The 10,016-nt window shown below is 64.3% G+C and carries 1 protein-coding gene (only partly in view); it reads right to left on the bottom strand.

The features are described from left to right. Positions 1 to 364 precede the first annotated feature (364 nt). A protein-coding gene (locus tag M5B42_RS16345; protein WP_248746419.1) for a non-ribosomal peptide synthetase crosses the window boundary here: on the bottom strand, positions 365 to 10,016 show its 3' portion. Its footprint extends 6,716 nt past the window's final position; 9,652 of the gene's 16,368 nt are visible here — the last part of the coding sequence; its start codon lies off the right edge, out of view; its stop codon occupies positions 365 to 367.

The raw sequence follows: 10,016 nt of genomic DNA, 5'->3' as shown, positions 1-10,016 counted from the left end.
CGAATAACCTGCTGTTTATCATTTCGGAGAGGGTGACAGCCCAAAGGCTCGGTGTCGGAGACAGCGTTTCGCGCGATAAAAGATCGGAGGGGCTTCGAAGCTCGAAGACAACACGGGAGTCCGGGCGCAGGCGTGATCGGGTCCGCAGCAACAAAGGGCTGCGGTCCACTGACACCAGCGAAACATCCCATTCGCCATGCTCCCCACTGGCCTCAAAAATTAGAGCATCCACGGGCGACTGTCTGTCATGGGAAGCCGGGACAAGGCGTGCTGAAAGCACGCCCTGCCGGGGGTTGCACAGGAGGGAGAAAAGAAAGGGGCGACGGCCCGACCGATTGCGAATCGGGCGGGCCGTGCCGGGGCTTCAGATACGGCGTTTGCGATTGAGCATCGGAATCTTCGTCTGCGGTACCTCCAGCCGTTGAATAGTGCCCACCGAGGCAGCCACCTGGATCAGCGTCGGCTGGCCGAAGAGCACCCGCACATCGGCTTCCAGATTGGCCTGGCGCATCCGCTCGATCAGGCTCACCGCCAGCAACGAGTGGCCGCCCAGTTCGAAGAAGTGGTCGTGGCGCCCCACCCGTTCGACCTTGAGCAAATCGGCCCAGAGTGCCGCCAACCGGACTTCCACTTCACCCACCGGGGCTTCGTAGACACGCGAGGCGTAGGCGCTGCTGTCCGGCACCGGCAGGGCCTTGCGGTCGAGCTTGCCGTTGGGAGTCAGCGGCAAGGCGTCGAGCTGCATATAGGCCGACGGCAGCATATAGTCCGGCAGCAGTCCTTGCAGATAAGCCCGCAGGGTGCCGCTGTCCGGCACCACACCGACGTTGGCCAGGGTGAAATACGCCACCAGGCGGGTTTCACCCGGCACATCTTCACGGGCCATCACCACCGACTCCTGAACCTCGGGCTGTTTGGCCAGGCACGCTTCGATCTCGCCCAGTTCGATACGGAAACCCCGGATCTTCACCTGGTCGTCGTTACGGCCGAGGTATTCGATATTGCCGTCTGGCAGATAACGACCGAGGTCGCCGGTGCGGTACATCCGCGCCGAAGCTTCCCGACTGAACGGATCCTGGAGGAAACGTTCGGCGGTCAGGTCGTCGCGATTGAGGTAACCCCGCGCCACACCGGCGCCGCCGATGTAGATTTCACCCGGAACACCCAACGGGACGGGCTGTTGTTGCTCGTCCAGCAGGTAGAACTGGGTGTTGCCCACCGGTTTGCCGATATGGGGAGCGAAGCCGTCTTCGCGATCCATCGCTACCCAGCTTGAGTAGGTGGTGGTTTCCGACGGGCCGTAGAGGTTGCACAGGCGTTGGACGCCGGTCTGCTCGAACAGTGACTCCACCAGGCTGCGTTTAAGGGCTTCGCCCGCCACGTTGACCGTGTGCACCGATTTCGGCACGCCGCCCACTTCCAGCAGGGCCTTGAGCGCGGATGGAACGGTGTTGATCAAACCAATATCATGTTCGCCGTGTCGCAGTTCCAGGACGTTTTTCACTACGTCGATGCTGCCGCCCGCGGTCAGAGGGGCGAAGCACTCATAGACCGCCAGGTCGAAGTTCAGCGAGGTGGAGAACAATGTCTTGTTCAACGCCGAACCGTCGAAAGCCTTGTGGGCCCAGGTCAGGAAGTTGACGGTATTGCGGTGTTCGATCATCACGCCCTTGGGCAGACCGGTCGAACCCGAGGTGTAGATCAGATAGGCCAGATGCGCCGAAGTCAGCCCCGGCACCTGCGGATTCTGGGCGGACTCATCCTGCCAGGTGTCCTGGTCGAGATTGATCACGGGCACCGAAACGCCCGCTAACAGATTCCGGGTAGAGGTTTGGGCCAGGACCGCCGCCGGAGCGCTGTCCTGCAACATATAGGCAATCCGCTCCGCCGGATAAGCCGGGTCCAACGGTACATAACCGCCGCCTGCCTTGAGAATCGCCAGCAGCCCGACAACCATCTCAGCCCCACGCTCAACACAGATCCCCACCCGCGAATCCGGCCGCACACCCTGTTTCCGTAGGGTATGCGCCAGGCGGTTGGCCTGCTCATTGAGTTCGCGATAGCTCAGACGACGCTCGCCATGCACCACCGCCAGGGTCTCCGGCGTACGCTGCACCTGCGCCTCGAACAACCCATGAATGGTCTGCGCCTGCGGGTAATCCAGCGCGGTGGCGTTGAGCCCGAACAACAACTGCTCACGCTCAGTCGCCGGCAACACCGACAGCCGTCCCAGCGGCACCTCGGCGTTCAGCTCCAGGGCATCCACCACACTCGCCAGCGCGACCTGCATATAACCGCAGACCCGTTGCGCATCGACGCCGGCAGTCGCCTGTACCGTCAGACTGAAGCCCACGTCGTTATCGTCCACCGACAGCGTCAGCGGATAGTTGGTGCGCTCGCCGCCCCCCAGGCTTTCGATACCCTGCCAGGCATCCAGCGCCTGCTGGCTGACCTCACCGGCACCGTGCCGATAGTTGAGCAAGGCGCTGAACAGTGGCGTCGGCGCCGGCACCCCGCTGCAACGCTGGGCCAGCGCCAGGGACGCATGCTCATGGCCCAGCAGCGCGGTCAGCCGGCCATGGGCCGCCTTGAGCGCGGCCCGCGTGCCCAAGGCGCCAAGGTCCAGACGTAGCGGCAAGGTGTTGATAAACATCCCCAGCGCCCGATCCGCGCCCGCGCCGCCCTGCATCCGGCCCAGCAGCACGGTACCGAACACGACTTTCTCGCGTCGGCAGAGGCGGCCCAGCACCAAGCCCCAGGCCAGGTGCACCAGGCTTGCCGCGCTGACACCCGATTGCCGGGCACGGCCACGCAGGCGCTGGGACAGCTCAAGGTCCAGCGTCAGGTGGGCTTCGGCGATCGCCTGTTGGTCACCCCGCACTTCCTGCTGTTCGAACGGCAGGGTCGGCTCGTCGATATCGCCGAGCATCTCGCGGAAGAAGGTTTCGTGGGCCTCCTGGCTGACACCCAGGCGGGCCTGGGCCACATAGTTGCGATACGGCATGGCCGGAGCCAATGGCGTCGCCTGCCCACGCAGGCTGGCCTGCATTTCCTGTTGCACCACGGCTATCGTGGTGTGGTCGATGGCAATGTGATGGAACAGCAGCACGCCCACCCAGCGCTGGTTGAGCGTATCTTCGCTGACCGCCAGGTGCAGCAGCGGCGCCTGTTGCAGATTCAGGCGCAAGTGCGCCGGATCGAAGCGCTGCAGCAGTTGCGCCAGCGGTCCGGCGTCTCCCGGGGTCGACTCAAAGAACTCGACCATCAGCCGGGTCTGGCGCCAGACCACTTGCACCGGTGTCTCCAGCCCTTCCCAGACGATCGAGGTGCGCAACACATCGTGACGATCGATCACGCTTTGCAGCGCCCGGATAAAGTCATCCAGGCGTTGGCGGCTGTCGAAGCTGAACTGCGATTGCAGCACATAGGGATCACCTTCGCCGGCCGACAGGTGATGGAACAGGATGCCCTCCTGCAATGGCGCCAGCGGGTAGATATCCTGCACATTGGCGGCACCGCCAGGCACCGTTTCCACCACCCGGTCGATCTGTGCCTGGGTCAGGCTGACCAGTGGCAACAGGTCCGGGGTGATGTGTTCACAGCGTTCGGGGATCAGGTTGGCCGGCACCACGATTTCCGTGCTGCCGCCCGCCGCCGCGGCCAATGCCGACAGGGTCGGTTGGCCGAACAGTACCCGCACATCGGCGCTCAGGCCGAACTGGCGCATGCGCTCGATCAGCGTCACGGCCAATAGCGAGTGACCGCCGAGTTCGAAGAAGTTGTCGTGCCGCCCTACGCGCTCGACCTTGAGCAGTTCCGCCCAGAGTTGCGCCAGTACGGTTTCGGCTTCCCCTTGTGGAGCCTCGTATTCACGGCTGATCAATGCGCCACCATCTGGCGCCGGCAACGCCTTGCGATTCAGCTTGCCGTTAGGCGTCAGTGGCAGTGCATCGAGCTGCACGTAGGCGGCTGGGACCATGTACTCCGGCAATGCGCCTTGCAGATGGCCACGCAGGCTTTCGATCTCCAACACGGTTTCAGGCTGCTGCGCGGTGACGTAGGCCACGAGGCGTTTTTCGCCCGGGTTGTCCTCCCGAGCCAGGACTACGCTTTCCTTAACGCCAGGGTAAGCAGCCAGGCGCGCTTCGATTTCGCCCAGTTCGATCCGGAAACCACGGATCTTCACCTGGTCGTCGTTACGGCCCAGGTATTCGATATTGCCGTCCGGCAGATAGCGACCGAGGTCGCCGGTGCGGTACATACGACCGACATTGAACGGGTCGTCGAGGAAACGCTCGGCGCTCAGTTCGGGGCGATTCAGGTAACCGCGAGCCACCTGTACACCACCGATATACAACTCGCCGGCCACCCCCAGTGGCGCTGGCTGACGGTTGGCATCCAGCAGGTAGATCTTCGTATTCGCCACCGGTTTGCCAATCGGCGTATTGTCTGGCGTCTCAGGCCCCGTGCAATCCCAGGCCGTCACGTCTACCGCCGCTTCGGTTGGACCGTAGAGGTTGAACAGGCCGACTTCCGGCAACTGCTGCTTGAAGCGCCGCACCAGATGCCCCGGAAGCGCTTCACCGCTGCACATGACTCGCAGCAAACCGCTACCCCCGGCCTCGCCATGAGCGAGGAACAGATCCAGCATCGACGGCACAAAGTGCAAGGTGGTGATCTTCTGCTCGCGAATCACTTCACGCAGATAGCCCGGGTCACGATGACCGCCCGGACGCGCCATCACCAGCCGTGCGCCGTTGAACAGCGGCCAGAAGAACTCCCAGACCGACACGTCGAAGCTGAATGGCGTCTTCTGCAACACGCTGTCCGAGGCATCCAGACCGTATTCGTCCTGCATCCACAACAAGCGGTTGACCACGCCACGGTGTTCGTTCATTACGCCTTTCGGCTGGCCGGTCGAACCGGAGGTGTAGATCACATAGGCCAAATGCTCGGGATAAACCTCGGTCCGAAGCGGATTGCTATCTGGTTGTGCGAGGAAACCTTCACGTTCGGCATACTCAGGATCGAGCAACAGCACCGGTACGTTGCTGGCTGGAAGCAGCGCACGCAAAGCCTCTTGGCTGAGGACCACCGCCGGGGCGCAGTTCTCCAGCATGTAAGTCAAACGATCAATCGGGTAATCCGGGTCCAGCGGCACATAAGCGGCGCCGGCCTTGAGAATCCCCATCAGCCCCGCGACCATTTCCAGGCTACGGTCGACACAGATCGCTACCCGATCGTCCGGACCTATGCCCAGGCCGATCAGACGATGGGCGATACGGTTGGCCTGACGGTTGAGTGCGTCGTAAGTCAGGCTGCCCTTCTCGTCGACAACCGCTACCGAATCACCACTGGCAGCGACCCGAGCCTCAAAGAGGCCATGCAGGGTCAGATCCTGCGGATAGTCGACCGCGGTGGCATTGAAGGCTTCCAGCAACTGCCGACGTTCAGTCTCCGGCAGCACCGACAAGTCCTGCAACGGCGCCTGGGGCGCCTGCTCCAGGGCATCGACCAGGCTGTGCAAGGCCCGCTGCATATAGGCGCAGATTCGTTCGGCCGCGATCACCGGAACAGTCTGGGCGGTCAACAGGAAGTCTTCGCCCTGGTCATCGACGTTGAGGGTCAGCGGATAGTTGGTGCGTTCCTCACCGCCCAGGGCCTGCATGCCGTGCCAGGCCGTCAGCGCCTCGTCCGTCACGACAACGCTGCTGTGACGGTAGTTGAGCAAGGCGCTGAACAACGGCAGCGGCGCGCTGACAGCGCTGCAACGCTGGGCCAGCGCCAGGGACGCATGCTCATGGCCAAGCAACGCGGTCAGTTCGTCGTGGGTGGTCTTGACCCCTTCCCGCGCACTGCGAGCGCCGAGAACCACCCGTAACGGCAAGGTATTGATAAACATGCCGAGGGCACGGTCGGCGCCCTCGCCGCCCTGCATCCGCCCCATCAGCACCGTACCGAAGACCACATCGTCGCGGGCCGAAACCCGGCCCAGTACCTGGGCCCAGGCCAGGTGCACCAGGCTGGCGGCACTCACGCCCAGTTGCCGGGCCTGGGTCCGCAAACGGCGACCCAGCGCAACGCCCACGGGCAAGCGGGCTTCATCGATACCTTGAACATCAGCCAGCTGCAAGCCAAACGGCAGGGTCGGTTCGTCGACATCCCCGAGCCGTTCGCGGAAGAAGCGCTCGTGCTCTTCCTGGCTCACGCCCAGGCGGGCCTGGGCGACATAGTTGCGATAGGGGACCGGCGCGCCCAGTTGCGCCTGCTGCCCCAGCAGATAGGCCTGCATCTCGTGCTGCACCACATCCATCGCGGTATGGTCCATCGCCAGGTGATGAAACAGCAGCAAGGCCAGCCAACGCTGGTTTTGCGTATCCCAGGCCTGGATCAGCCGCAGCATCGGTGCCTGGCGAATATCCAGGCGGTAGTCCCGCGAGTCGAAACGCTGATGCAGCTGGCTCGCCACATCAACGCCCTGCGGGTCCGGTTCCAGGCTCTCGCGCACCAGCTGCGCCTGACGCCAGACCACCTGCACCGGCTCGTCGAGGCTTTCCCAGACCAGCGCGGTGCGCAGGATGTCATGGCGCTGGATCACGAACTGCAAGGCACTGGCAAATTCTTCCAGGCGCTCCAGGCTGTCGAAGGCGAACTGCGATTGCAGCACGTAGGGGTCGCCCTGCTCCGCGCTGAGGTGGTGATAGAGGATGCCGGCCTGCAACGGCGCCAGGGCATAGATATCCTGGACGTTGGCAACGCCCCCCGGCACCGTGGCGACGATCCGGTCGATGGCGGCCTGGTCGAGGTTCGCCAGCGGCAACAGTTCAGGGGTGATACGCGAGCAATCGAGGGTAATGCCATTGGCCGGCACGCGAATTTCACGACCACTGCCCACCGCCGCGGCCAGCGCCGCCAGGGTCGGCTGGCTGAACAGCACCCGGACATCGGCGCTCAGGCCGGCCTGGCGCATACGCTCGATCAGCGTCACCGCCAGCAATGAATGCCCGCCCAGCTCGAAGAAGTGGTCATGTCGACCGACCTGCTCGACCTTGAGCAGCTCGGACCACAACTGCGCCAGCAAGGTCTCGGTTGCTCCCTCGGGCGCCTCGTAGCCACGGCTGATCAGCGCCCGTTCGTCCGGCGCCGGCAGGGCCTTGCGATCCAGCTTGCCGTTGGCCGTCAGCGGCAGGCGCTCAAGGCGCACATAGGCCATGGGCACCATATATTCCGGCAACTGCCCGTGCAAATGCCCGCGCAACGCGTCGATCCGCTCCACCGCCCCGGCAAAGGCCGGGGTGAAATAGGCCACCAGACGCTTGTCGCCCGGGGTCTCTTCGCGGCACAGCACCACGGCCTCCTTGACCTCGGGATGTTCGGCCAGGCGCGCTTCGATCTCGCCCAGTTCGACCCGGAAGCCACGGATCTTCACCTGGTCGTCATTACGCCCCAGGTATTCCAGGTTGCCGTCGGCACGCCAGCGCGCCAGGTCGCCGGTGCGATACAAGCGCGCCTGCGGGTCGCTGTCGAACGGGTCGGCGACAAATTTTTCCCGGGTCAACTCATCCCGGTTCAGGTAACCCTTGGCCACGCCCAGGCCACCGATATACAGCTCACCGATCACCCCCAGCGGCACGGGCTGGGCCTGGGCATCGAGCACATAAAGACGGCCGTTGCCCACCGGCCGGCCAATCGGCAGGCTGCCGCGGTCCGCCCGGGTGATTTCATAGGTTGCGGAAAAGGTCGTGGCTTCGGTCGGGCCGTAGCCATTGAGCAGGTGCTCGGGAGCGGCGTTCTCCAGGACCCGTGCGATAACCGCCGGGTCCAGCACATCGCCGCCGACAATCAGGTAGCGCAGGCGCGAAAAGGCGTCGCCCAGGCCCGCGGCGTATTGATGGAACAGGCCGGCGGTCATCCACAACACCGTGACCGACTGTTCCAGCAACAGGCGCTGGAAATTGTCCGGGGAGAGCAAGTCGGCCTGGCCGATCACCACCACACAGCCGCCATTGAGCAGCGGCGCCCAGACGTCGAGGGTACTGGCGTCGAATGCCGGGTTGGAGGCAAAGGCCACCCGATCCCGGGCATTGAAGTCGGCATAACCGTTGTTGATCACCAGGCGGCTGATGGCCCGATGCGGCACCAGAACACCCTTGGGGGTGCCGGTGGAGCCGGAGGTGTACATGATGTAGGCCACGCTTTCGCTGGACTGCGGCATCACCAGGTCATCGCCGTCCAGGCGCTCCAGACTCAGATGATCGAGGTCCACACGTTGTACCTTGGTGACCAGCGGCACCTCGCGGCGAGTCAGCAAGACCCGGGCCTGGCTGTCCTCGATCATGAAACCCTGGCGCTCGACCGGGGCGTTGATATCCAGCGGCACATAGACCGCGCCGCACTTGAGCACCGCCAGTTGGCTGACCAGCAGCTCATGGGAGCGTTCCAGCAGGATCGCCACGCTGTCGCCCGGTTGTACACCGAGACCGCGCAGATGGCGGGCCAGGCGGTTGGCCCGGGTGTTGAGTTCGGCGTAGGTCAGCGACACGCCATCGTGGATCGCCGCGCAAGCCTCGGGACGCGCCCGCACCTGGGCTTCGAACAGGCCATGGACGGTTTGCGCCCGTGGGTAGTCGCGAGCACTGGCGTTGAACCCTACCAGCAGTTGCTCGCGCTCGGCGGCGGGCAGGATCGACAACTGCGCCAACGGCAAGGCCGGTGTTTGTTCCAGGGCCTCGACCAGGCTTTCCAGGGCGCTGAGCATATAGCCGCAGACCCGTTGTGCCCCGGTACCGGCCAAGGTACCGACGTGCAGGGCGAAGTCTTCGCCCAGATCGTCCACCGACAGGGTCAGAGGGTAGTTGGTGCGTTCTTCGCCACCGAGCATCTCGATGCCGTTCCAGGCCGGCAGGTCGCTGCTGCCACTCGCCAGGTGTCGATAGTTCAGCAACGCGCTGAACAGCGGAGTCGGTGCCGCCACGCCGCTGCAACGTTGCGCCAGGGTCAGCGGTGCATGCTCGTGACCGAGCAGAGCGGTAAGTCGTGAGTGGGTGGCCTTGACCCCTTCACGTACACCCAGCCCACCCAGTGCCACCCGCAGCGGCAAGGTATTGATAAACATCCCCAGCGCCCGGTCGGCGCCCTCGCCGCCTTGCAGGCGACCGAGCAGGACGGTACCGAACACCACTTCGTCCTTGCTCGAGACCGCACCGAGCACACGGGCCCAGGCCAGGTGGCAAAGGCTCGCGGCACTGACGCCCGATTGCCGGGCCTGGGTCCGCAGACGGCGGCTGAGGCCGCTGTCCACGGCACAGCGGGCTTCTTCGATATCCTGGCCGTCGCCCTGCACATCCTGTAGGCCGAAGGGCAAGGTCGGTTCGTCGATATCGCCGAGCATTTCACGGAAGAACTGCTCGTGCTCATCCTGGCTCACCCCCAGGCGTGACTGGGCCACATAGTTGCGGTACGGGATCGAAACCGCTAGTTGCGCCTGGCGATCCTGCATATGGGCTTCGATTTCGCCCACCAACGCCCCCAGGGAGGTGGCGTCGTTGACCAGGTGGTGGTACTGCAACAGGCCGATCCAGCGTTGGTTGGACGGGTCCTGTGCATAGTCGAGCTGCAGCATCGGCGCCCGACGGATATCCAGGCGGGTCTGCGGAGAATCGAGGCGCCCGCGCAGTTGTCCGGCGGTATCACCGGCGAGCGGGTCCGGCGACACTTCGTTCAGCGCCAGGGTCGCCTGGCGCCAGACCACTTGCAGCGGCGCATCGAGGCCTTCCCAGACCACCGCGGTGCGCAGGATATCGTGGCGTGCAATCACTCCTTGCAGGGCCTGGGCGAAGGCGTCGAACCGGTCGCGGCTGTCGAAGGCGAACAGCGCGTGTTGCAGATACGGGTCGACGTGGTCCACGGCCAGGTGATGGTGATAGAGGATGCCTTCCTGCAGCGGCGCCAACGGGTAGATATCCTGCACGTTCGCCGCGCCGCCCGGTACGTTAGCCACAACCCGGTCGATAGCG

Source organism: Pseudomonas sp. MWU12-2037, assembly GCF_023242345.1.
Classification (GTDB): domain Bacteria; phylum Pseudomonadota; class Gammaproteobacteria; order Pseudomonadales; family Pseudomonadaceae; genus Aquipseudomonas; species Aquipseudomonas gingeri_D.
The sequence above is the reverse complement of the archived record's forward strand: the minus strand, read 5'-3'. Positions and strand labels throughout refer to the sequence as shown.